The sequence below is a fragment of the Rubellimicrobium mesophilum DSM 19309 genome (genome assembly GCF_000600335.2).
GTDB classification, from domain to species: domain Bacteria; phylum Pseudomonadota; class Alphaproteobacteria; order Rhodobacterales; family Rhodobacteraceae; genus Rubellimicrobium; species Rubellimicrobium mesophilum.
The window spans coordinates 174,292-195,340 of sequence record NZ_KK088560.1 but is presented as its reverse complement, the minus strand read 5'-3'; the positions used below and the strand labels follow the sequence as shown (position 1 = coordinate 195,340).

19 protein-coding genes and 3 pseudogenes are annotated in these 21,049 nt (G+C 70.6%); 8 read left to right on the top strand and 14 right to left on the bottom strand.

The genetic code is table 11. The features are described from left to right. Positions 1 to 18: 18 nt before the first annotated feature. The 6 genes from RUMESO_RS07475 to RUMESO_RS07450 form a co-directional block, all read right to left on the bottom strand. Positions 19 to 1,119: a mandelate racemase/muconate lactonizing enzyme family protein gene (locus tag RUMESO_RS07475; RefSeq protein WP_037279285.1), complete on the bottom strand. Its 1,101-nt coding sequence runs from the start codon at positions 1,117 to 1,119 to the stop codon at positions 19 to 21. Between the two features lie 3 nt (positions 1,120 to 1,122). Then, on the bottom strand, positions 1,123 to 2,121 hold the full coding sequence (locus tag RUMESO_RS07470; protein ID WP_082483408.1) for an ABC transporter permease: 999 nt from the start codon (positions 2,119 to 2,121) through the stop codon (positions 1,123 to 1,125). Continuing rightward, positions 2,118 to 3,134 (bottom strand): ABC transporter permease, encoded by a 1,017-nt coding sequence (locus RUMESO_RS07465; RefSeq protein WP_037279284.1) that lies wholly within the window; start codon positions 3,132 to 3,134, stop codon positions 2,118 to 2,120. Before RUMESO_RS07465 ends, RUMESO_RS07470 begins: the two co-directional genes overlap by 4 nt. Continuing rightward, a complete protein-coding gene (locus RUMESO_RS07460; RefSeq protein ID WP_245639183.1) occupies positions 3,131 to 4,666 on the bottom strand; it encodes a sugar ABC transporter ATP-binding protein in 1,536 nt (511 codons plus the stop codon). The genes RUMESO_RS07465 and RUMESO_RS07460 overlap by 4 nt, the downstream gene beginning before the upstream one ends. 86 nt (positions 4,667 to 4,752) lie before the next feature. After that, entirely contained in the window at positions 4,753 to 5,730 is a 978-nt protein-coding gene (locus RUMESO_RS07455; RefSeq protein WP_037279391.1) for an ABC transporter substrate-binding protein, read from the bottom strand. 56 nt (positions 5,731 to 5,786) lie between these two features. Beyond that, on the bottom strand, positions 5,787 to 7,259 hold the full coding sequence (locus RUMESO_RS07450; RefSeq protein WP_217621325.1) for an aldehyde dehydrogenase family protein: 1,473 nt from the start codon (positions 7,257 to 7,259) through the stop codon (positions 5,787 to 5,789). A gap of 192 nt (positions 7,260 to 7,451) precedes the next feature. Between RUMESO_RS07450 and RUMESO_RS28435 the strand changes: the two are divergent. The 4 genes and pseudogenes from RUMESO_RS28435 to RUMESO_RS07435 all read left to right on the top strand — a co-directional run. Then, positions 7,452 to 7,880: pseudogene (locus tag RUMESO_RS28435) on the top strand (FadR/GntR family transcriptional regulator); the annotation flags it as partial. A gap of 76 nt (positions 7,881 to 7,956) precedes the next feature. Next, positions 7,957 to 8,172 (top strand): FCD domain-containing protein, encoded by a 216-nt coding sequence (locus tag RUMESO_RS28430; RefSeq protein ID WP_425414882.1) that lies wholly within the window; start codon positions 7,957 to 7,959, stop codon positions 8,170 to 8,172. Between the two features lie 187 nt (positions 8,173 to 8,359). Further along, positions 8,360 to 9,823 (top strand): GMC family oxidoreductase, encoded by a 1,464-nt coding sequence (locus RUMESO_RS28095; protein WP_211262812.1) that lies wholly within the window; start codon positions 8,360 to 8,362, stop codon positions 9,821 to 9,823. A 69-nt stretch (positions 9,824 to 9,892) separates the two neighbouring features. After that, positions 9,893 to 10,483 (top strand): cation efflux transmembrane domain-containing protein, encoded by a 591-nt coding sequence (locus tag RUMESO_RS07435; RefSeq protein WP_037279281.1) that lies wholly within the window; start codon positions 9,893 to 9,895, stop codon positions 10,481 to 10,483. 65 nt (positions 10,484 to 10,548) lie between these two features. On the opposite strand, the pseudogene ccoS reads toward RUMESO_RS07435, so the two are convergent. The 4 genes and pseudogenes from ccoS to ccoG form a co-directional block, all read right to left on the bottom strand. Continuing rightward, a pseudogene (gene ccoS, locus RUMESO_RS07430) lies at positions 10,549 to 10,704 on the bottom strand (cbb3-type cytochrome oxidase assembly protein CcoS); the annotation flags it as partial. Between the two features lies 1 nt (position 10,705). Beyond that, on the bottom strand, positions 10,706 to 12,889 hold the full coding sequence (locus RUMESO_RS07425) for a heavy metal translocating P-type ATPase (RefSeq protein ID WP_037279279.1): 2,184 nt from the start codon (positions 12,887 to 12,889) through the stop codon (positions 10,706 to 10,708). Between the two features lie 4 nt (positions 12,890 to 12,893). Next, entirely contained in the window at positions 12,894 to 13,358 is a 465-nt protein-coding gene (locus tag RUMESO_RS07420) for a FixH family protein (protein ID WP_037279278.1), read from the bottom strand. 44 nt (positions 13,359 to 13,402) lie between these two features. After that, the gene (gene ccoG / locus RUMESO_RS07415) at positions 13,403 to 14,920 is read right to left on the bottom strand and encodes a cytochrome c oxidase accessory protein CcoG (protein ID WP_037279277.1); all 1,518 of its coding nucleotides are present in this window, start codon (positions 14,918 to 14,920) and stop codon (positions 13,403 to 13,405) included. 125 nt (positions 14,921 to 15,045) lie between these two features. Between ccoG and RUMESO_RS07410 the strand changes: the two genes are divergently transcribed. From RUMESO_RS07410 to RUMESO_RS07395, 4 genes are all read left to right on the top strand, one after another. Then, positions 15,046 to 15,735, top strand: coding sequence for a DUF2270 domain-containing protein (locus RUMESO_RS07410; RefSeq protein WP_037279276.1), 690 nt, complete (start codon positions 15,046 to 15,048; stop codon positions 15,733 to 15,735). Between the two features lie 76 nt (positions 15,736 to 15,811). Next, positions 15,812 to 16,327 (top strand): hypothetical protein, encoded by a 516-nt coding sequence (locus tag RUMESO_RS07405; protein WP_037279275.1) that lies wholly within the window; start codon positions 15,812 to 15,814, stop codon positions 16,325 to 16,327. 111 nt (positions 16,328 to 16,438) lie between these two features. Then, positions 16,439 to 16,645, top strand: coding sequence for a hypothetical protein (locus tag RUMESO_RS07400; RefSeq protein WP_037279274.1), 207 nt, complete (start codon positions 16,439 to 16,441; stop codon positions 16,643 to 16,645). A 108-nt stretch (positions 16,646 to 16,753) separates the two neighbouring features. Then, positions 16,754 to 17,434 carry a DUF2270 domain-containing protein gene (locus RUMESO_RS07395; RefSeq protein ID WP_037279388.1) on the top strand — a complete coding sequence of 227 codons (681 nt, stop codon included), beginning with the start codon at positions 16,754 to 16,756 and terminating at the stop codon, positions 17,432 to 17,434. Positions 17,435 to 17,503: 69 nt separating this feature from the next. On the opposite strand, the pseudogene ccoP reads toward RUMESO_RS07395, so the two are convergent. The 4 genes and pseudogenes from ccoP to ccoN all read right to left on the bottom strand — a co-directional run bounded on the left by ccoP (position 17,504) and on the right by ccoN (position 20,998). Then, positions 17,504 to 18,392, bottom strand: a pseudogene (gene ccoP, locus RUMESO_RS07390) (cytochrome-c oxidase, cbb3-type subunit III). Further along, positions 18,389 to 18,646: a CcoQ/FixQ family Cbb3-type cytochrome c oxidase assembly chaperone gene (locus tag RUMESO_RS07385; RefSeq protein ID WP_037279272.1), complete on the bottom strand. Its 258-nt coding sequence runs from the start codon at positions 18,644 to 18,646 to the stop codon at positions 18,389 to 18,391. The pseudogene ccoP and the gene RUMESO_RS07385 overlap by 4 nt, the downstream one beginning before the upstream one ends. Positions 18,647 to 18,659: 13 nt before the next feature. Further along, positions 18,660 to 19,385 carry a cytochrome-c oxidase, cbb3-type subunit II gene (gene ccoO / locus RUMESO_RS07380; RefSeq protein ID WP_037279270.1) on the bottom strand — a complete coding sequence of 242 codons (726 nt, stop codon included), beginning with the start codon at positions 19,383 to 19,385 and terminating at the stop codon, positions 18,660 to 18,662. An 11-nt stretch (positions 19,386 to 19,396) separates the two neighbouring features. Then, entirely contained in the window at positions 19,397 to 20,998 is a 1,602-nt protein-coding gene (gene ccoN / locus RUMESO_RS07375; protein ID WP_037279268.1) for a cytochrome-c oxidase, cbb3-type subunit I, read from the bottom strand. Positions 20,999 to 21,049 lie beyond the last annotated feature (51 nt).

The following is a 21,049-nucleotide window of genomic DNA, read 5'->3' as shown; positions in this document are numbered from 1 at the left end:
GTCGGAATCTCCTCTGGGTCAGGCCGCCTGGACCGCATAGGGCGCGAGCTTGTCCCAGGCGAACTCGACGCCCGTGCCGGGCGTGTCGGGGGCGACCGCGTGGAGCCCGTCGAGCACCAGCGGCCGGGTCGTGTACTTGTCGATGGGGAAGCTGTGCACCTCCAGCCACCCCGCGTTGAGCTGCGCCCCCACGAGGGAGACATGCAGCTCCTGCATCCCGTGCGAGCAGGCGGGGATGCCCGCCTCGGCGCAGAGCCTCGCCACCCGCAGCCACCCCGTCACGCCCCCGCAGTTCGAGGCGTCGGGCTGCGCGTAGGAGAGCCGGGCCCAGTGGATCGCGTTCTGGAATTCTTCCAGCGTATGGAAATTCTCGCCGCTGGCGATCGGGACGCCGGTCTCCTCGGCAATGCGGGCATAGCCCAGGTAGTCGCCGGGCTCGGTCGGCTCCTCGAACCACAGGAGGTCGAGGTCCCGGAACGCCTTCCCCGCGCGGATCGCGGTCTCCACGTCCCAGCCGTAGTTGGCGTCCACCATGAACCTGCGGTCCGGCCCCAGAAGCTCGCGCACGCGCCGCGCCCGCTCCACGTCCTGATCCAGCGTCGGCTGCCCGACCTTGATCTTCACCGCGCGGTAGCCCTCGTCGACGAAGCCCTGCACGTCGCGGAGCAGCCGCTCCAGCGTGAAGTTGAGGTCGATGGCGCCGCGATAGGCCATGGACCGGTTCGACGCGCCCCCGGCCATCTGCCAGAGCGGCTGGCCGGCCGCCTTGCAGCGCAGGTCCCACAGCGCCACGTCGCAGGCCGAGATCGCGAAGCTCGCGATGCCGCCGCGCCCGACGTAGTGGATGTGGACCTGCATCCCGTCGTTCAGCGCCTCGACCTCCTCGGCGTCGCGGCCCAGCAGGAAGGGCCGCAGGTCGTGGTTCACCATGGCGAGGATCGCCCGCCCGCCCTTGCCGCCGGTGTAGGTGTAGCCCGTCCCCTCCATCCCGTCCGAGGTGCGGATGGTGACGGTCACGAGCTCGAAATGCGTGTGGTCGCCGTGCTTGGCGTCGGACATGACCTCGGCCAGCGGCACGCGGAACAGCCGCGCCTGGAGGTCGGCGATGGTTCGGGTCATGGGTCAGGCCTTGGTTGGATGGGGACGGGCGAGCCGCACCTGGAGGAGGATCACGACGAGGAGGAAGGCCCCCCGGATCACCGACTGCCAGTAGGCCGAGAGCGAGATCACGCCCAGCCCGTTCTCGAAGTTGAGGAGGTTGAAGACGAGCCCGAAGAGCAGCGCCCCCGCGACGGTGGCCGGGATCGACCCCATCCCCCCGGTCAGGAGCGTGCCGCCCACCACGACCGAGGCGATGGCCGCCAGCTCCCACCCCTGGCCCTCCAGCGGCTGCCCCGCGCCGTAACCCGAGGCGAGGAACACCCCCGCGAGGCCCGCGCAGGCGCCCGAGAACAGGTAGACGAAGACCAGCGCCCGCCCGGTCTTGAGGCCCATGAGGTGCGCCGCCTCGGCGTTGCCGCCCACCGCGAGGACCGTGCGGCCGAGCGAGGTCCGCTCCAGGACATACCAGGCCACGACGACCACCAGGGCGGCGATGACGATGGTCCAGGGCACCAGCGGCCCGATCTTGTTCATGCCGAGCGTCGTGAAGTCCGACCCCCAGTCCACCGAGACGGCGCGGTTGTCGGACACCACCAGGGAGGCCCCGCGCGCCGCCAGCATCGTGGCCAGCGTCGCCATGAAGGGCGGCAGCCGCAGCCCCACGATCAGCCCCGCGTTGATCGCGCCGACCAGAAGCCCCGTCGCCACGCCCCCGGGCAGCGCCACGATCAGCCCGTCGGGGCTCAGGAGGGCGGCCACGACGCTCGCCAGCGCGGCGACCGCGCCCACCGACAGGTCGATGCCGCCCGTCATGATGACGAGGCACATCCCTACCGAGATGAGCAGGAACATCGAGTTGTAGCCCAGGAAGGAGCTGATGTTGTAGGCCGACAGGAAGTTGTCGTAGCGCAGGCCCCCCAGCACGATCAGCGCCAGCAGCGCCACCCAGACGGTGAGGTGCGTGCCCCCGCCCAGGGGCCGGGTGAAGCGGCGCAGGTCGAGGTCGAGCGAAGCGGTCATGTGCGCCTCCGGCTGTCCTGGAGCCACACCGCGATGACGATGATCGCGGCGGTGACGATGAAGGTGGCCTCGTCCGGCACGCCGTTGGCGACCAGCGTGTAGCCCACGAGCTGGATGAACAGCGCCCCGAGCAGCGTCCCCAGGATCGGCGCGCGGCCTCCCGACAGCGCGGCCCCGCCCACGACCGCCGCCGCGATGGCGTCGAGCTCCATGAGGTTGCCGATCCGGGCCGCGTCCGAGGCCGAGTTCTGCGCCACCACGATCAGCCCCGCGAGGCCTGCGAGCGTGGAGCAGATCAAGTAGGTCCAGATCTTGACGGTGGCGACCGGCGTCCCGGCCAGCGAGGCCGCCCGCTCGTTGCCACCCACGGACAGGAGGTAGCGCCCGTAGATGGTCTTGCGCACCACCACGGCCACGACCAGCGCCAGCGCCAGCGCGATCCAGCCCATCACCGGGATGCCCAGCGCCCGCCCGGTGCCGAGCCAGGTGAAGCTGGGATTGGTGAAGGTCTGGAGGTTGCCGTTGGTCAGCACCAGCGCCACGCCGCGCCCGGAGATGAACAGGATCAGCGTCGCGATGATCGGCTGCACGCCCAGGAAGGACACCAGCGACCCGTTGAAGAGCCCGCAGGCGGCGGCGACCAGCAGCGGCCCCACGAAGGCCGCCGCGAGGCCCAGACCCGGATTCGCGACGCCCCAGCCGCTTCCGAAGATCAGCGGAGCCAGCGCCCCGGCCACCGCCATGACCGCGCCCACCGACAGGTCCACGCCCCCTGTCGCGATCACCAGCGTCATGCCCAGCGCCACGATCACCACCGGCGCCACCTGGCTCACGTTCACCGCGAGCGTCTGGAGCTGGAGGAAGTTCGGCGTCATGGCCACGTTGAGGAGCACCAGCGCCAGCAGCGCGGCGGCAAGGCCCAGGAGGCGGCGGTTCAGGCGCGACCGACGCGGGGCCGGGGCCTCGCCCACGCCGCCCAGGCCGCGCCCCGTCAGGCTGTTTTGCGCGCTCATTGGGCCGCCTCCAGCGCGTCGTCGGGCTGCTCGGCGATGGCATGGATCAGGCGGCTCTCGGTCACGCCCGGGTTCGACAGCCGCCGCACGGAGCGCCCCTCCTGCAGGACCACGATGTTGTGCGCCCCCTCGATCAGCTCCTCGAACTCCGAGGAGATGAGGAGCACGGCGCAGCCTTGCTCCACGTGCTTCGCGATGATCGACTGGATCTCCAGCTTGGCCCCCACGTCCACGCCGCGCGTGGGCTCGTCGAGGATCAGGAGCCTGGGCTCCAGCGCCAGCCAGCGGCCGAGCAGCACCTTCTGCTGGTTGCCGCCCGACAGCTCGCGGATCGGCTGGTCCATGTCGGCGGTGCGGATGCCCAGCGCCTTGATGAAGCCCTCCACCACCCGCCGCTCGCGCGCCTCGTCCACGATGCCCAAGCGGGACAGGCGCGGCAGCAGCGCCAGCGTCAGGTTCTCGCGCACCGAGAGGTCGGGGACGATCCCCTCCACCTTCCGGTCCTCGCTGAGATAGGCCATCCCCGCCGCTACGGCGTCGCGCGGCCCCCGGATGCGCGCCGCGCGCGCGCCCACCTTGAGCGAGCCCCCGGTCACACGGTCGAGCCCGAAGATGGCCCGCGCCGCCTCGGTCCGTCCCGATCCGAGCAGCCCCGCGAGGCCCACGATCTCGCCGGCGCGGACCTCGAGCGACAGGTCCTTGAGGCGGCGGTCCGAGGCGAGGTGCCGCGCCTCCAGGAAGACCTCGCCCGCCCGCTGCTCGCCCACGGAGAACTCGGTCCGGCCCGCCGCGCGGATCTCCTCGGCGTCGCGGCCCAGCATCGCGGCGATGAGGTCGAGCTTGGTCGTGTCCGCGATCCGCGTCTCGCCCACCGTGCGCCCGTCGCGCATGATGGTGACGGCGTCGCAGACCTGGAACAGCTCGTCGAGGAAGTGGCTCACGTAGAGCACCGAGGTCCCGCGCGCCTTGAGGCCCCGGATCACCCCGAACAGCGTCTCGACCTCCTTCTCGTCGAGCGAGGAGGTGGGCTCGTCCATGATGAGGAGCTTGGCCTCCATCGAGGCCGCGCGCCCGATGGCCACGAGCTGCTGGATGGCGGTGGGATAGGAGCCCAGCGCCCGGTGCAGGTCGAGCTCGATCCCGAAGCGGGAGAGCACCTCGCGGGCGCGGGCGTCGGCGGCGCGCCAGTCGATGGCGCCCCAGGGCTTGCGGGGCTCGTAGCCCAGCACGATGTTCTCGGTCACCGTTCGCTGCGGGACCAGCGTCAGTTCCTGGTAGATGGTGGCGATGCCAGCTCCTTGGGCCTCGCGCGGGGATTTCAGGTCCACGGGGCGGCCCTGCCAGAGAACCTCGCCCGCGTCGCGGCGGTAGACGCCGGTCAGGATCTTGATGAGCGTCGACTTCCCGGCGCCGTTCTGGCCCACCAGCGCATGGACCTCGCCCGGCCCGATGCGGAGGCTCGCGTCGCGCAGCGCCGGCACGCCCGCGAAGGCCTTCTGGATGCCCGTCATGCGGAGCAGGGACTCGGCCATGGAGGCGACCTTCTCGTGGGGATCAGGCGCCGCCCGGGGACGGCGCCTGCGTTGGTGGACCCCGTGGGGACCTTCGGGTCGGCGGCTCAGTAGGCGCCGGCCAGGTTCTCCTGGGCGTTCTCGGGCGTGAAGATGCGGTCCTCGACCTTCACCCAGGGCTCGATGGTCTCGCCGGCGGCATAGCGCTTCATGGTGTCGCAGGAGAGCGGCCCGAAGAACGGGGACGACTCCACGGTGACTTCCAGCTTGCCGTCGATGATCGCCTGCAGCGCGTCGCGGGTGCCGTCGATCGAGTAGATCCACACGTCCTCGCCGGGCTTGCGGCCGGCGGCCTCGAGCGCCTGGATCGCACCGATCGCCATCTCGTCGTTGTGGGCGTAGACGATGTTCACGTCCGGATGCGCCTGGAGCAGCGTCTCCATCACGCGGCGCCCCTCATCGCGCGAGAAGTCGCCCGAGCGGGACTCGAGGATCTCGAACTTGTCGTTGCCCGCGATGGCCTCGTCGAAGCCGGTCTTGCGGTCGTTGGCCGGCGAGGAGCCCGTGGTGCCCTCGAGCTCGATGATCTTGCCCGCGTCGCCCTCGAAGTGCTCGATCATGTACTCGGCGGCGCGCTTGCCCTGGTCCACGAAGTCCGAGCCGAGGAAGGCCACGTAGTCGGTCCCGGCCTTGGCGACGTCCGGGTTGACCGAACGGTCCACCAGGAACACCGGGATGCCGGCCGCGGCGGCGCGCTTCACGGCGGGGATCAGCGGGTCCTCCTCGCGGGGGGGCAGGAACAGCACGTCGATGCCCTGCGCGATCATGGAGTCCACGTCCGACACCTGCTTGGCGGCCGAGCCGCCGGCGTCGGTGACGATCAGGTTCCAGCCGCACTGGGCGGCGGTGTCCTGGAAGGACTTGGTCTCGGCGATGCGCCAGGGGTTGTTCGACTCGCTCTGCGCGAAGCCGACGGTGTAGCTGTCCTTCTGCTCCAGCGGCGGCAGGGTCTGGGCCTGCGCCACGCCGGTCAGGGCGAGCGTGGCGGCCAGCGCCGAGGCTCCCAGCAGGAAACGTCTCTTCATCGTCATTCCTCCCAAGTTGCGCCGCCGTCCTCCCGGCGGCCTCTCGGGCCCGTTCCTCAGGCCCAATTCACGTACATGGTCTTCTTCCGGAGATACCCGTCGAAGCCCCACTTGCCGTCCTCCCCGCCCAGGCCCGACAGGCCCCAGCCGGTGTGGAAGCCCTGCACCAGCTCCCCGTTGGTGCGGTTGCAGTAGATCTCGCCGAAGTGCAGGTCCTCGGCCGCCTGGAACACCCGCCTGAGGTTCGCCGACCAGACATAGGCCGAGAGCCCGTAGGCCGAGTCGTTGGCGAGCCCCAGGGCCTCCTCGTAGGAGCCCACCCGCTTCGCCGCGACGACCGGTCCGAAGACCTCGTCCTTCATCACGGGCACGTCGTTCGACCGGACCTCCAGCACCGTGGGCGACATGAAGTGCCCGTGCTCGTAGCGGCCCTCCCGCAGGGGCCCGCCGCGCAGCAGCACCTCGGCCCCCGCCTCGATGGAGGCCGCCGTCATCGCCTCGACCTTCTCGACCTCGCCGCCCGAGACCTTGGGCCCGAGGTCGGGGTCCTCGATCCCCGGCCCGATGCTGAGCGCCTTCGCCTTTTCGACGAAGCGCGCCAGGAACTCGTCCGCGATGGCCTCGTGGAGGTACATCCGCTCGTTGCAGGTGCAGATCTGCCCGCAGTTGGTGAACCGCGCCGCCACCGCCGCGTCCACCGCCCGCTCCAGGTCGGCGTCCTCCATGACGATGAACGGCGCCTTGCCGCCCAACTCCAGCCGCAGGTTCTTGATGCCCCTGGCGCCCGTCGCGTAGATCTCGCGCCCCGCGCGGGTCGAGCCGGTCATGGTCGTCATGTCCGCGCCCTCCACGAGCGCCGCGCCCACGTTCCGCCCGTCGCCGGTGACGACGTTGACGAGCCCCTTCGGCAGGCCGATCCTCTCGCCCAGCGCGGCGAGCGCCAGCCCCGAGAGCGGCGTGAACTCGTGCGCCTTGAGCACGAAGGCGTTCCCCGCCACCAGCGCCGGCCCCATCTTCCGGGTCGCGAGCGCGGAGGGATAGTTCCAGGCCGTAAGCCCCGCCACGACGCCATGCGGCAGCCGGCGGATCCAGACCTCCTCCTGCGGGGAGTCCGAGGGCAGGATCTCCCCCTCGATCCGCCGCGACCATTCGGCGGCGTAGCGCAGGAAGGTCTCGGTCGCGCCGATCTCGCCCCGCGCCTGCCCGATGGGCTTGCCCTGCTCGGCCACGACGATCCGGGCGAGCAGCTCCCCCTCGGTCCGCACGGCATCCGCGAGGGCCTGCACGGCGCGGCCCCGCTCCACGGCGGGCACCTTGGCCCAGGCGACCTGCGCGGCCCGGGCGGCGGCCAGCGCCTCCTCGGCATGGGCCCGCGTGCCCTTGGGCGTCGTCGCGATCACCCGACCCGTCGCCGGGTCCTCGACCTCGTCCACGCCCAGCCCGGCGGGGTCCTGCCACGCACCATCGACGAACATTCGGGCCGTCAAGGGGCGTCCCTCGGACAGCATCTGGCGGAATTCTTCAAGCACGCCGGTGTCGTCCTTTTGGTATGACCAAACTGGCGCTATAGGGACGCAATCGGCGGCCCTCGTCAAGCCCGTATTCTAGCCCATCTACGGATAAGCAAGGGTCTGCCATTCCCAAGATGGACAGCAACTTCGGGTTTGCAGGGACTTCAACTCTCGGTATAGTCGGACCAAGAAGCTTCAGGGCCCGCCCGCATGAACGACCAAACGACAGCCCTGCGCTCCGGCGAACGTGCCGCCGACGCCGTTGCGCGCGAGATCGAGGCGCGCATCGTCTCGGGCGCCCTGGCCGACGGGGCGCATCTGCCGCCCGAGCGCGACCTCATCGACACCTACGGCGTGAGCCGCACCGTCGCCCGCGAAGCGGTGGCGATGCTGGCCAGCCGGGGCCTCGTGGAAAGCCGCCCCCGTCACCGCCCCGTGGTCCGTCGGCCGGGCCCGGAGGCGGCCCTGGCCGCGGCGGGCGGCGTGGTGGAGCACCTGTTGCGCGACGGGGGGGGCGTCAAGAACCTCTACGACATTCGCGTTCTCCTCGAGGGCGCGCTGGTCCGCCACGCGGCCCTCAGCGCCCGCAAGGACGACATCGCCGCGCTGTCCCGCGCGCTCGCCGCCAACGAGGCCGCGATCCCCGACAGCGAGGACTTCTACGCCACCGACGTGGCCTTCCACGCCGTGCTCTACGACATCCCCCCGGAATCCGATCCTTCCGGCGGTCCACAAGGCCTTCACCGCCTGGCTCGCGGACCATTGGCTCAAGATGCCCCGCTCGCCCGAGCGGAACCGCGTGAACTGGCTCCGCCACCGCGACATCTTCCAGGCCATCCGCGACCGCGACCCCGACGCCGCCGAGGCCGCGCTCGCCTCCCATCTCAACGCCGCGTGGGAGTACGTGCGCGGCACCTTCGAGGCCCACTAGGGCCCCCCTTCCACGGACTTTCCAATGCCTCGTGACGAATACGACTTCATCGTTGTGGGCGGCGGCGCGGCCGGTTGCGTCGCGGCCGCGCGGCTCGTGAACCCCGGCGGCCACCGGGTCCTCCTCCTCGAAGGGGGGCTACTCGCACCGCCACCCGCTCCTCGACATGCCGCCGGGCATCTTCAAGATGATCAACGGCAGCAAGTTCATGCACTACCACACCACCCCGCCGCAGGAGCATCTGGGCGGCCGCGCCCACGACATCCCGCAGGGCAACGTGCTGGGCGGCGGCACCTCGGTGAACGCGCAGGTCTACATGCGCGGACGCCCCTCGGACTACGCCGAGTGGAACGAGATCCTGCGCGGCAACAACGACGGCGCCGACTGGTCCTGGCCCGCCGTCCTCCACCATATGCGGCGGATGGAGGACAACAACCGCCTCTTCAACGAATTCCACAACGTGGACGGACCCTTGCAGGTCTCGGACCCCGGGCACATCGACCAGATGTCGCGCTGGTTCGTGCAGGCCGTGCAGGCCCTGGGCGAGCCCTTCAACCCCGACTTCAACGGCAGCAACCAGCGCGGCGTCGGCTTCTACCAGTTCATGAACCGCCACGGAAAGCGGTCCTCCGCCGCCTACGCCTTCATCGCGCCGCTCGAGAAGGACCCCCGGCTGACGCTCAGGCTCGAGTCCCGCGCCGAACGCGTCCTGATCGAGAACGGTCGCGCCGTGGGCGTCGTCTGGCGCGACAAGGCGGGGCAGGAGCACCAGAGCCATGCCAAGGGCGAGGTCATCCTCACCGCCGGCGCCCTCATCACGCCCAAGCTCCTCATGCTCTCCGGCATCGGCCCGGCCGCGCACCTGCGCGAGCATGGCCTCGACGTGGTCGCCGACCACCCCGGCGTGGGCCAGAACCTCGTGGACCACCCCGAGGTGCCGATCATCTCCACCGCCAATGGCAAGTATGGCTACTACAACCAGGGCAACGGCTGGCGGATGGTCATGAACGGCCTCCAGTTCAAGGCCTTCGGGACCGGCCGCATCCTCTCGGCGGGCGTGGAGGCCGGCGCCTTCGTCAACCCGAACGACCCCACTGCCGAGCCCACGATCCAGGCCTTCTGCGTCCCCATCGTCTACCTCGACCGCGACCTCCTCAAGGTCATGCAGGACACCCACGGCATGACGATCACCACCGTCGTGGTGAAGCCCAGGTCGCGCGGCACCGTGACGCTCCGCTCCGCCAACCCCGCCGACAAGCCGGTCGTCAGCCCCAACCTCCTCAAGGACCCCGAGGACATGCGCCGCATGATCGACGGCCAGCGCTTCTTCCTGCGCGTCTTCGACACCGAGCCGGTGAAGAGCCGCACCCGGGAAGTCAAGTTCCCCGACCCCCGCCAGATCGACGACGAGTCGCTCGCTGCTCACTGCCGCAAGATGGTCAAGACCAACTACCACCCGGCGGGGACCGCTAAGATGGGCGCGGACGGCGACCCGATGGCGGTGCTCGACGCCCGGATGCGCGTCCGGGGCATCGAAGGGCTCCGCGTCGCCGACATGAGCGCCTGCCCCAACATCAACGCCGGCAACACCACCGCCCCCGCGCTGATGCTGGGCAGCCGCTGCGCCGACTTCGTGATGGGGTTGGAGTAGGGTAGGGGCCCCCCTGGCCGCCGCCCTCCCGGCCTCCTATCCTGCCCCCGTCACGACGGGGAGGGTCGCATGGACACGCGGACGCCGGCGCTCCGCCGGGCGGTGGCCTGGGTCGCGGCCCTGAACCTCGGCTACTTCGGGGTGGAATTCGCGGTCGCCCTCGCCATCGGCTCGGTCTCGCTCCTCGCCGATTCGGTGGACTTCCTCGAGGACACCTCGATCAACCTGCTGATCCTGCTCGCGCTGGGCTGGCCGGCGCGTCGCCGCGCCCGTCTCGGCATGGTCCTCGCGGCGATCCTGCTGGTCCCCAGCCTCGCCACGCTCTGGACCGCCTGGGAGAAGTTTAACCTGCCCGTCGCGCCCGATCCCGGGCCGCTCACGCTCGCGGGCCTCGGCGCTCTGGCGGTGAACCTCTCCTGCGCGGTCCTGCTGGTCCGCTTCCGCCACCACGGCGGCAGCCTGACCCGCGCGGCGTTCCTGTCGGCCCGCAACGACGCGCTCGCCAACGTGGCCATCATCGGCGCGGGGCTGGTGACGGCGTTCGTGTGGCGCTCCGCCTGGCCCGACCTGATCGTGGGCCTCGCCATCGCCGCCATGAACGCCGACGCCGCCCACGAGGTCTGGGAGGCCGCCCGCGAGGAGCACCGGGCCGAGGCCTAGCCCCGCTCGCCCTCTGACGGCCCCGCCCGGTCCGGACGGCGCTGCTTCGGCGCCCGGTCCTCCACCGGCGCGGGCCGGTCGTCCCAGCGGTCCGACAGGATGCGCGCGGCGTCCCCCTTGGGGTCCTCGTACTGCCGGCTCTTCAGCGTCCAGACAAAGGCCCCGAGGCCCAGGAGGCCCAGGCCCAAGCTGACCGGCACGAGGAGGATCAGGACGTCCATGTCACTTCAGTCTTAGCGCGTTCAGCGTCACCGTCACGGACGACAGCGACATCGCCAGCGCTGCCAGCAGCGGCGTGGCCAGCCCGATCAGCGCCACCGGCACCGACACCACGTTGTAGGCCGCCGACAGCGCGAAGTTCTCGCGCATCCGCTTCACCGCCTGCCGGCTGATCCGCAGCGCGTCCTCCACGGGCGACAGGTCGCGCCCGAGCAGCACGATGTCCGAGGCCGCCCGCGCCGCGTCCAGCGCCGAGGCCGGCGAGACCGAGACCAGCGCCTCGGCCAGCGCCGCCGTGTCGTTGAGCCCGTCGCCCACCATCAGGACCTTGCGGCCCCGCTGCGTCAGCGCCCGGACATAGGCGGCCTTCTCCTCGGGCTTCGCCCCCGCCGTCCAGGCCGGGACGCCGAGCCGCTGGGCCAGCCCCTCGACCGCCCCGGCCACGTCGCCCGAGACGAGATGCAACTCCATCCCCTGCCGGGACAGCGCCGCCACCAGCCCTTCCGCCCCCGGCCGCAGCGCGTCCGCGAAGGCGAAGGTCACAGGCTCCTGGCCGCCGATCCGCAGCGTCGTGGCGGTCACGTCCCCCGCCTCGGCGCCCACCCAGTCCGCACGGCCGAGCCGCACCCGCTGATCTTGCCAGACCCCCTCGATCCCGTGCCCCGGGACCTCGCGGACCTCGGTCACATGAGCGGGCCGAATGCCCAGTCCCAGCGCCCGCTGCGCCAGCGCCTGCGCCAGCGGATGCGACGACCCCTGCGCCAGCGCGAGCGCGACCCGCAGGTCGTCCGCGTCATGGTCGCCCAGGTCCAGCGGCTCCGGCGCGCCCAGCGTCAGCGTCCCGGTCTTGTCGAAGACCACCGTGTCCACCGCCGCCATCCGCTCCAGCGCCGTCCCCGACTTGATGAGGAGGCCCTTTCGGAACAGCTTGCCCGACGCCGCCGTCACCACCGCCGGCACCGCGAGGCCCAGCGCGCAGGGGCAGGTGATGATGAGCGTCGCCGCCGAGATGTTGATGGCGAAGCGCAGGTCCCCGCCCGTCCGCCACATCCAGAACGCGAAGGCCGAGAAGCTCAGCGTGTGCACCAGCGGCGAATAGGCCCGCGCCGCCCGGTCGGCGATCGAGGTGTAGCGCGACCGCGCCTCCTCGGCGACCGCGACCAGCGCCGCGATCCGCGACAGGGAGGAGTCCTTCCCCGCCGCCGTGACCCGCACGGTCAGCGGCCCGGTGAGGTTCACCTCGCCGGCGCTCACGACCCCGCCCGGGACCGCGCGGGCGGGCAGCGACTCGCCCGTCAGCAGCGACCGGTCGAGCTCGCTCTCGCCCTCCGTCACGATCCCATCCGCCGGCACCCGCGCGCCGGGGCGCACCGAGATCAGGTCCCCCACCGCGAGGTCCGCGACGTTCACCGTCTCCGACCCCTCGGTCGTGAGCCGGATCGCCCGGGGCACCTCCAAGGCCGCGAGCTCCTGCGCCGCCGACCGCGCCGCCGCCCGGGTCCGGTGGTCGAGGTAGCGCCCGCCCAGCAGGAAGAAGGTCAGCATCACCGCCGCGTCGAAATACGCGTGGTCGCCGCCGTGGAACGACTCGTAGACCGAGATCGACGAGGCCAGCACCAGCGCCAGCGAGATCGGGAAGTCCATCCCGAGTCGCCCGCGCTTCACCCCCGCCCAAGCCGACCGGAAGAAGGGCTGCCCGGAGAACAGCACCGTCGGGATGGCGATGGCGCCCGAGATCAGGTGGAAGATGTCCCGCGTGACGCCGTCCGCCCCGGACCATACGGCCACCGACAGCAGCATCACGTTCATCATCGCGAAGAACGCCACACCCAGCCGCATCAGCAGGTCGCGCCCGACCCGGTCGTTCTCGGTCCCCGACAGCGCCACGAGGTCCAGCGGCAGCGCCTCGTAGCCGAGCCGCGCCACCTCCGGGATGAGCCGCTCCGGCGTGAGCGTCCCGTCGTGCCGCACCCGCAGCCGACGGAGCGACAAGTTCACCCGCACGTCGCGGATGCCGGGGAACCCCGCGAGGCCCTCCTCCAGCTCGGGGATGCAGGCCGCGCAGTCGGCGGCGGGTACCGCGAGGACGATCTCGTCCTCCGCCGCCGCCTCGCCCTTGCCCTGTGCGGCGGGCGCGGTGATGCAGCCGATGCAGCCGATCCCGCCGGGGGCCTCGGTGACGCTCATCGCCTCACTCCACGTTCAGGTCGAGCCGCTGGCGGAACGGCGTCCCGTCCACGGCCACGGCGTCGATCCGCAGCTCCCAATGACCGCGCTCCACCTTGGCGGGCGCGCGCCAGGCCTCCCCGTCGAAGGCGAAGGCCAGCACCTGGTCCTCGGTCTCCTCGGTGGTCCGGCCCAGCACGGCGTTCATCGTGGCGCCCTGCACCGGCCGGCCGTCGGCTCCCGTGACCCGCAGCACCAGTTTCCCGTCCGCGACGGTGGCGTGCGCGGTCCATCCCAGCGCCTCCTGCGCCTGCTTCTCGGCGTCGAAGGTCTGGCTCGCCACGTAGGAGTTCTCGACCTCGAGGCCCGGGAAGGTGTGCACCGCCTGGTAGGCCATGACCACGTTCACGGCGATGATGACGAGGAAGAACGAGGAGAAGATCGCGAAGGCCTTCGGGCCGGTGATCGGTCCGCGGAAGAGCGAGGTCATGTCATTCGGCCTTTCCGTTGAGGGAGGTCCAGGCGCGGGCGCGCTCAGTCCTGATCATGGTCCTGCGCCACGCCGTTGAAGTGGGTCTCGGCGCTGGCCCGCTCGCCGCTGGTGATGTCGGTCACCCAGAGGCGGACGTCGCTGTGCTCGGCCTCGGCCGCCTCGGTCTGCGCCGCCGCGTCGAGGTAGAGCCGCACCTGCGTGGTCTCGTCGGCGGGCACCGTCACGGAGATTCCCTCGACCCCCTCGACATGGAGGTTCAGCGGCGCGTGGGCGGTGTAGGACAGCGCGAACTCGCGTGGCTCGTGGTTCTTGTTGCGCAGCCGCAAGTCGTAGGCGTTGCGGATCGTGCCGTCCGACAGGGTGATGTAGACGGGGTTCCGCACCGGCGCGACCGAGATGTCGATGTCGGCCCGGATGAACAGCGCCACCAGGAGCCCCACGCCGATCGCCGACCACATGGAGGTGTAGAGGATCGTCCGGGGCCGCAGGATGTGGCGCCACACCGCCTTGGCCTGCCCGCCCGCCCGCTCCTTCTGCTCGTCCTGGAGCGTGAAGTAGTCGATGAGGCCGCGCGGCAGCCCGAGCTTCGACATCACGTCGTCGCAGGCGTCGATGCAGAGCCCGCAGGTGATGCACTCCATCTGCTGGCCGTTGCGGATGTCGATGCCCATGGGGCAGACGTTGACGCAGGCCATGCAGTCCACGCAGTCGCCCTTCGCCACCGGCGCGGCGCCCTGCGCGATCAGGGTCCCGGGCGCCGCCATGCGCTCCAGCGCCTGGAAGGCCGGGGGCTGCTGGCCCGAGCGCGGGGTCCGCGCGCCACGGCCCCGGGGCTCGCCCCGCCAGTCGCGGTAGCCGATGGTGATCGTCTCCTCGTCCATCATCGCGGACTGGATGCGCGGCCAGGGGCAGGCGTAGATGCAGATCTGCTCGCGGAAGAAGCCGCCGAAGAGGAAGGTCGTGGCCGTCAGTGTGGCGACCGTCATGTAGGCCACGGGATGCGCCTGCCCGGTGAGGAGGTTCATCAGCAGCGTCGGCGCGTCGGCGAAGTAGAAGACCCAGGCCCCGCCCGTCGCGATCCCGATGGCGAGCCAGATCGTCCACTTGATGATCCTGAGCCGCGCCTTGTTCAGCGACCAGGGCGCGTTCCAGAGCCGCACCCGCGCGTTGCGGTCGCCCTCGACCCAGCGCTCGGTCAGGATGAAGAGGTCGGTCCAGACGGTCTGCGGGCAGGCGTAGCCGCACCAGACCCGCCCGAGCGCCGAGGTGAAGAGGAAGAGCCCCAGCCCCGCCATGATGAGCAATCCGGCCACGAAGTAGAATTCGTGCGGCCAGATCTCGATCCAGAAGAAGAAGAACCGCCGCCCGGCCATGTCCACGAGCACCGCCTGGTCGGGCAGCTCCGGCCCGCGGTCCCAGCGCACCCAGGGCAGCAGGTAGTAGATGCCCAGGGTGATCGCCATGATGACCCACTTGAGCGTGCGGAACTTGCCCTTCACGCGTCGCGGAAAGACCGGCTCCCGCGCGGCATAGAGGGAGGGCGTGCTGGACTGGCTCATGATCGCTTCCCGGCGGACGTGTTGTTCTTCGTGCCCCTATGGCCCGCCTCGTGCTCCCGCGCCTTGACCTGGATCAAGCCGCGCCTCCCGCTTGACCGCGCGACAGGCTGCCGCACCTCTGGCGCATGAGCCTCCAGCCCGATCCGCGCCCCGACCCCCGAGGCCCCGATCCGCTGCCCCCGCTGGGTCCAGGCGAGCTCGGGACCCTCGCCCACCTCTACCGTGCCGAGGTCTATCGCGGCACCGTCTGGCGGACCCGGCTCGACACCACGACGAACTGGTCCATCGTGACGCTGGGCCTCGCGCTCTCTCTCACCTTCGCGGCGCCCGACGCCTCGGCGCTGCCGCTCCTCCTGACCGGCGTCCTCCTCCTCGTCTTCCTGTTCATCGAGGCGCGGCGCTACCGCTACTTCAACGTCTGGCGCGAGCGGTCCCGCCTCATGGAGACGCGCTTCCTCGTCCCCCTCCTCGAAGGGCGTGGCGCCCCGGCCGACTGGCGGGCCGAGCTCGCCCGCGACTACCGCGAGCCGCGCTACCCGATCTCGACCCTCACCGCCGTCGCCCGGCGGGTGCGGAGCAACTACCTCTACATCCTCGCCGTCCAGACCCTCGCCTATGCCGGCAAGCTCATCGAGCATCCCGAGCCCGCCCGCTCCCTCCGCGACGTGATGGACCGCGCCGCCGTCGGCCCGATCCCGGGCTGGCTCGTGCTGGTCGTCCTCAGCCTCTACGTGGCGACCTGGGTGGGCCTCGCCGTCTGGGCCTTCACCGGGGGCGCGGGCCGCGACGCCGACGACGACGAGCCCGAGGGCTGAGAGGTCGGGTTTTCCCGCCTTGGCCTCCCGCCTCCCCGTGCGGCATTACGTCGCCATTGAGACAGGGATTTGCTCCATGGGTTTCTTCGACATGTTCACCGGGCGCAAGGCGCCCCCCGCCGGCACGCCGCGCCAGAGCGCGGAGGACCTCCGTGCCGCCTTCCTCGCCCTCAACCGCGACTCCGCCCCCTTCGTGGTGAGCGAGGGCGGCCCCGAAGGCGCGGACCTCGTCGCCGAGTGGCGCATCGTGGATGCCCGCTGGTACGAGATCTTTGCCAAGGCCGGCCTCAAGAAGGGCGCGCAGGTGCTCCTCAGGCTCGACGAGGCGACAGGCGAGGTCCGCAACGTCCAGCGCGACTACACGGTCGAATGGCGCGCAGGCCTGCCGAACCTGTCCTTCTCCTCGGAGTCCTTCCGCGGCCAGAAGGTCGAGATGAGCTTCGGCACCGGCTACGCCTTCCGCGAGGAGGACCTCCGCCTCGGGCAGGTCTACGAATACCGCTTCGCCACCAGGGAGCTGAAGGGCCCCCTCCAGGAGGTCACGGCCGCCCAGGGCTGGACCTGGCGCCCGGTGGCCTTCGGCAGCCTCTGACCTCCCAGGGGCTCCCGCCTCCCATCCCTTCCACGGTCGCGGCCACCAGCCGCGCCCGGCTTCCCTTTCACGCCGACCCTTTTCATCCCGCCCTTTCCAAGGACCAATGCCATGACCACGCTGACCGCCTCCCGATTCCTCGTCGACGGCCTCTCGCCCCGTCCCTCGGCGTTCGAGCGCCGCGACGGCCTGCGCGCCCTCCTGCGCCGCCTGGCCGCCATCGCCCAGTCCGACACCGCGCGCCGCTCGGTCGCCGACCTGCCGGCGCATCTGCGCCGCGACATCGGCCTCGGCGACATCCACGTCCTCGACCTCTGAGGTCCCGGCCGGCGTCCTCTCACGGCGGGCGCCGGCGCCACGTTCCGCTTGACGCAAGGGAACCTCGGGCGCGTCCTGATCGGCAGGATCGCGACGGAGGAGGCCCCCATGACACCCAAGCGCCACGCCCTCGACCTTCAGGAGTTCAGCGCGGCCGAGATCGGCGCGCTGGCCCACCTCTACCGGGGCGAGGTCTACCGCTCGACCATCTGGCGCACCCGGCTCGACACCACGACCAACTGGTCGGTGGTGACGCTGGGCGTGGCGCTGTCGATCACCTTCTCCTCGCCGCTCGCCTCGCCGCTGCCGCTGATCCTCGTGGGCATCCTCATCATGCTGTTCCTCGCGCTCGAGGCGCGACGCTACCGCTACTTCAGCGTCTGGCGGGCGCGGGCGCGCTGGATGGAGCGGCACCTCTTCGTGCCGATGCTGCGCGACGGCGACCTTCGGACCGACGAAGCTTGGCAGGTGATCCTCGCCGACGACTACGACAGGCCGGCCTACCACGTGAGCTACCTCACGGCCGTCGCGCGCCGGGTGCGCAACAACTATCTCTGGATCCTCCTCATCCAGACGGTCGCCTACGCGGGCAAGATCACCGTCCACCCCTATCCGGTGCCCTCGATCCACACCTTCGTGGACCGGGCCGGCGTCGGGCCGATCCCGGGCGAGGTCGTGCTGGCCCTGGGCGGCCTCTACATCCTGACCTGGACGAGCCTCGCCCTCTGGGTCACGCGCGCCGACCGGGCCAAGGCCCGGCGGCGCGAGGCCGGCGCGGCCATGGGATGACGAAAAAGGGCGGCTCCCGCAGGAGCCGCCCGAGTTGGACGAACCAGGAAGGAGGTTCGCCGGGAAGCCTTACTCGCCGCCGCCCAGCCCGTGGACATAGGTCGCCACGGCGTTGATCTCGGCCTGGCTCAGGCCGTTGGCGTGGCGGAACTCCTCGCTCCAGGCCGGCATGACGCCGAAGCGGGCGTAGGTGACGGTCTCCTTGATCCGCTCCGGGCTGCCGCCGTAGAGCCAGACCGCGTCGGTCAGGGTGGGCGCGCCCACCTCGCGCATCCCTTCGCCCTTCTCGCCGTGGCAGCCCGCGCAGTTGTCCGCGAAGACCTGCGCCCCCGCCTCGGCCAGGGCGGCGTCATGGTCCTGCCCGGAGATGGCGAGGACGTGGTTCACGACCTGATCGACCTCCTCCGGCGAGAGCATCTCGCCGAAAGCCGGCATCTGCGACCACCGCGCGTCGGGCGAGGAGTCGTTCCGCACGCCGTTCGTCACCGTGAAGGCCACGTCGGTGATCGAGCCGCCCCAGAGCCAGTCGTCATCCAGGAGGTTCGGGAAGCCGCCCGACTGGTTCCCCCGCCGCGCCCGAGCCGTGGCACTGCGCGCAGTTGGCGCGGAACACCGAGGCGCCCGCGTTCACCGCGAAGCCCTGGAGGTCGGGGTCCTGCCCCAGCGTCGTCAGGTCGGCGTTGGCGAGCTTCTCCATCATGCCCGACCGCGCCTGCTCGACCCCGGCGATCTCCTCCGCGACGGCGCCGCGGGTCGAGTAGCCGAGGAGGCCGGAAGTCGCGCCATGGACCAGCGGCCAGGCCGGGTAGGCGATGGTGTAGCCCACCCCCCAGACGATGGTGGCGTAGAGCATCCAGAGCCACCAGCGGGGCAGGGGGTTGTTCCACTCCTGGATGCCGTCCCAGTCGTGGCCGGTGGTCTCCATGCCGGGGGAGGGATTCTTGTCGTTGCGCGTCATATCGTTCCCTCCGGGAGAAGGTCGCAGGTGCAGTGGCCGCAGTCCTGGCCGCAGGCCGGGACCCGGCGGGCCGGCGCCGGCTCGTCGATGGCCGGACGGTCGTCGTGGCGGAAGGGGACCTGCCCCGCGTCCTCGTGCAGCGACCGGGACCCCGGCCGCCAAGCGAAGGCGATGGCCCCCAGGAAGAAGAGCGTGAGCGAGAGCAGCACCCAGGAATCGGCGAACTCGCGCAGGAGGGTATAGGTGTCGGTCATCGTGCCCCCTCCCTCAGCGGCTCGCGTCCGGCGTGAAGGTGGAGAAGTCCACCATCGTGCCGAGCACCTGCAGGTAGGCCACCAAGGCGTCCATCTCGGACACGCCCTGCAACTCGTCGGCGTTGGCCACATGGGCGCCCGGATAGCGCTCGAGGAGCCCGTCGGTGTCCCCCTCCGGGTCCGCCTGCACCAGGAAGTCCGCCTGCGCCGAGGCGATCTGCTCGTCGGTGTAGGGGACCCCCACCTCGCGGTTGGTCGCCATCGCGTCGGCGATGTACTGGCCGTCGATGGGGGTGTCCTCGAGGAAGCCGTAGGGCGGCATGATCGACTCCGGCACCACCGAGCGCGGCTCGGTCAGGTGCTGGACGTGCCAGGAGTCCGAGTAGCGCCCCCCCACGCGGGCGAGGTCGGGCCCCGTCCGCTTGGAGCCCCACTGGAAGGGGTGGTCGTACATCGACTCGGCGGCGAGGGAGTAGTGCCCGTAGCGCTCCACCTCGTCGCGCATCGGGCGGATCATCTGGCTGTGGCAGACGTAGCAGCCCTCGCGGACGTAGATGTTGCGCCCCGCGAGCTCCAGCGGCGAGTAGGGCCGCACCCCTTCCACGTGCTCGATGGTGTTCTGCAGGTAGAACAGCGGGACGATCTCCACGGCGCCGCCGATGAGGACCACGAAGAGGCTCGCGCCCAGGAGGAGGGACGCGTTCCGCTCCAGCTTCTTGTGTTGGTCGAGAAAGGCCATTGGTCAGATCCTCATTCGGCCGGAGTGGCGACGGCGGCGACGCGGACCTTGCCGAAGGCCGTCATGTACAGGTTCCAGGCCATGATGATGGCGCCGGCCAGGAAGAGGCCCCCGCCGGTGGCGCGCACCACGTACATCGGGAACTTGGCGGCGACGGTGTCGGCGAAGCTGTTCACCAGGAAGCCGTTGGCGTCCACCTCGCGCCACATCAGGCCTTCCATGATCCCGGTGACCCACATCGAGGCCGCGTAGAGCACGATGCCGATGGTGGCGAGCCAGAAGTGCCAGTTGACGGCGGCGAGGGAGTAGAGCCGCTCCTTGTGCCAGAGCTTGGGCACCATGAAGTAGAGCGCGGCGAAGGTGATCATGCCGTTCCAGCCCAGGGCGCCCGAGTGGACGTGCCCGATGGTCCAGTCCGTGTAGTGCGACAGCGAGTTGACGGCGCGCACCGACATCATCGGCCCCTCGAAGGTGCTCATCCCGTAGAAGCCGAGCGAGATCACCATCATCCGCATGATCGGGTCGGTGCGGATCTTGTCCCAGGCGCCCGACAGGGTCATCAGGCCGTTGATCATGCCGCCCCAGGAGGGCATCCACAGGATCACCGAGAAGACCATCCCCAGCGTCGCGGCCCAGTCGGGCAGCGCGGTATAGTGGAGGTGGTGCGGGCCCGCCCAGATGTAGAGGAAGATCAGCGCCCAGAAGTGGATGATCGAGAGCTTATAGCTGTAGACCGGCCGGCCCGCCTGCTTCGGCACGAAGTAGTACATCATGCCCAGGAAGCCCGCGGTCAGGAAGAAGCCCACGGCGTTGTGCCCGTACCACCACTGCACCATGGCGTCCTGCACGCCCGAGAACACCTGGACCGACTTCGAGCCCCAGATCGATACGGGGATCGAGAGGTTGTTCACGATGTGCAGCATCGCGATGGTCACGATGAAGGACAGGTAGAACCAGTTGGCCACGTAGATGTGGGGTTCCTTGCGCTTCACGATCGTGCCCAGGAACACCACGAGGTAGGCCACCCAGACCACCGTCAGCCAGAGGTCCACGTACCACTCCGGCTCGGCGTATTCCTTGGACTGCGTGGCGCCCAGGAGGTAGCCGGTCGCGGCCAGCACGATGAAGAGCTGGTAGCCCCAGAACACGAACCAGGCGAGGTTGCCGCCCCAGAGCCGCGCCGCCGAGGTCCGCTGCACGATGTAGAAGCTCGTGGCGATCAGGGCGTTGCCCCCGAAGGCGAAGATCACCGCCGAGGTGTGGAGGGGACGCAGGCGGCCGAAGTTGCCGAAGCCGTGCAGGAACTCGAAGTTGAGGCTCGGGAAGGCGAGCTGGCAGGCGATGAAGACGCCCACCAAGAACCCCACGAGGCCCCAGACGGTCGTGGCGATCGCGCCCGCGCGAATCACCCCGTCGTTGTATTCGTCGAGGCGCGGCGCCGCTGCGGCCCGCTCCTCGCCGGTCTGGCGCACGGTCCAGACGAAGAGGCCGGCCGCCACGGCCATGACGATCAGGGCGTGGACCTGGTAGGCCAGGTCGCGCGCCCAGTTGGCGGCGATGGCGGCGATCAGGGCGATCACCCCGAACGTCGCGATCTTGATCCAATCCCACATTGCGGATGCGTCCCTCTGATTCGACCCGTGCGGGATGGCGCGGCGGGTCCG

Coding starts and splice junctions, on each gene's coding strand:
- RUMESO_RS07475 (WP_037279285.1), bottom strand. CDS start 1,119: ATGACCCGAACCATCGCCGACCTCCAGGCGCGGCTGTTCCGCGTGCCG.
- RUMESO_RS07470 (WP_082483408.1), bottom strand. CDS start 2,121: ATGACCGCTTCGCTCGACCTCGACCTGCGCCGCTTCACCCGGCCCCTG.
- RUMESO_RS07465 (WP_037279284.1), bottom strand. CDS start 3,134: ATGAGCGCGCAAAACAGCCTGACGGGGCGCGGCCTGGGCGGCGTGGGC.
- RUMESO_RS07460 (WP_245639183.1), bottom strand. CDS start 4,666: ATGGCCGAGTCCCTGCTCCGCATGACGGGCATCCAGAAGGCCTTCGCG.
- RUMESO_RS07455 (WP_037279391.1), bottom strand. CDS start 5,730: ATGAAGAGACGTTTCCTGCTGGGAGCCTCGGCGCTGGCCGCCACGCTC.
- RUMESO_RS28095 (WP_211262812.1), top strand. CDS start 8,360: ATGATCAACGGCAGCAAGTTCATGCACTACCACACCACCCCGCCGCAG.
- RUMESO_RS07435 (WP_037279281.1), top strand. CDS start 9,893: ATGGACACGCGGACGCCGGCGCTCCGCCGGGCGGTGGCCTGGGTCGCG.
- RUMESO_RS07425 (WP_037279279.1), bottom strand. CDS start 12,889: ATGAGCGTCACCGAGGCCCCCGGCGGGATCGGCTGCATCGGCTGCATC.
- RUMESO_RS07420 (WP_037279278.1), bottom strand. CDS start 13,358: ATGACCTCGCTCTTCCGCGGACCGATCACCGGCCCGAAGGCCTTCGCG.
- ccoG (WP_037279277.1), bottom strand. CDS start 14,920: ATGAGCCAGTCCAGCACGCCCTCCCTCTATGCCGCGCGGGAGCCGGTC.
- RUMESO_RS07410 (WP_037279276.1), top strand. CDS start 15,046: ATGAGCCTCCAGCCCGATCCGCGCCCCGACCCCCGAGGCCCCGATCCG.
- RUMESO_RS07405 (WP_037279275.1), top strand. CDS start 15,812: ATGGGTTTCTTCGACATGTTCACCGGGCGCAAGGCGCCCCCCGCCGGC.
- RUMESO_RS07400 (WP_037279274.1), top strand. CDS start 16,439: ATGACCACGCTGACCGCCTCCCGATTCCTCGTCGACGGCCTCTCGCCC.
- RUMESO_RS07395 (WP_037279388.1), top strand. CDS start 16,754: ATGACACCCAAGCGCCACGCCCTCGACCTTCAGGAGTTCAGCGCGGCC.
- RUMESO_RS07385 (WP_037279272.1), bottom strand. CDS start 18,646: ATGACCGACACCTATACCCTCCTGCGCGAGTTCGCCGATTCCTGGGTG.
- ccoO (WP_037279270.1), bottom strand. CDS start 19,385: ATGGCCTTTCTCGACCAACACAAGAAGCTGGAGCGGAACGCGTCCCTC.
- ccoN (WP_037279268.1), bottom strand. CDS start 20,998: ATGTGGGATTGGATCAAGATCGCGACGTTCGGGGTGATCGCCCTGATC.